The 256-nt window shown below is 58.6% G+C and carries 1 pseudogene; it reads right to left on the bottom strand.

Annotated elements, in window-relative coordinates:
- Positions 1 to 57: 57 nt before the first annotated feature.
- Positions 58 to 256, bottom strand: a pseudogene (locus AF337_RS13775) (electron transfer flavoprotein subunit beta/FixA family protein); the annotation flags it as partial.

A 256-nucleotide genomic window follows, 5' to 3' on the forward strand; every position in this document is an offset into this window, starting at 1 on the left:
CATTGTCGTGGTCGGCCAGAAGAAGAATGGTCATGATGGTGTTCTCTCTTTCCTGCCTTAAAGCACGCCGGCTTCGTTCTTCAGCTTGTCGACCAGTTCGGCGACCGACTTGACCTTGACGCCGGCCTTGCGGCCCGACGGCTCCTCGGTCTTCAGCACCTTCAGCCGCGGCGTGGTGGAGACACCGAAATCGGCAGGTGCCTTCTTGTCGAGCGGCTTCTTCTTCGCCTTCATGATGTTCGGCAGCGAGGCATAA

Source organism: Rhizobium ecuadorense (assembly GCF_001187535.1).
Lineage (GTDB): Bacteria > Pseudomonadota > Alphaproteobacteria > Rhizobiales > Rhizobiaceae > Rhizobium > Rhizobium ecuadorense.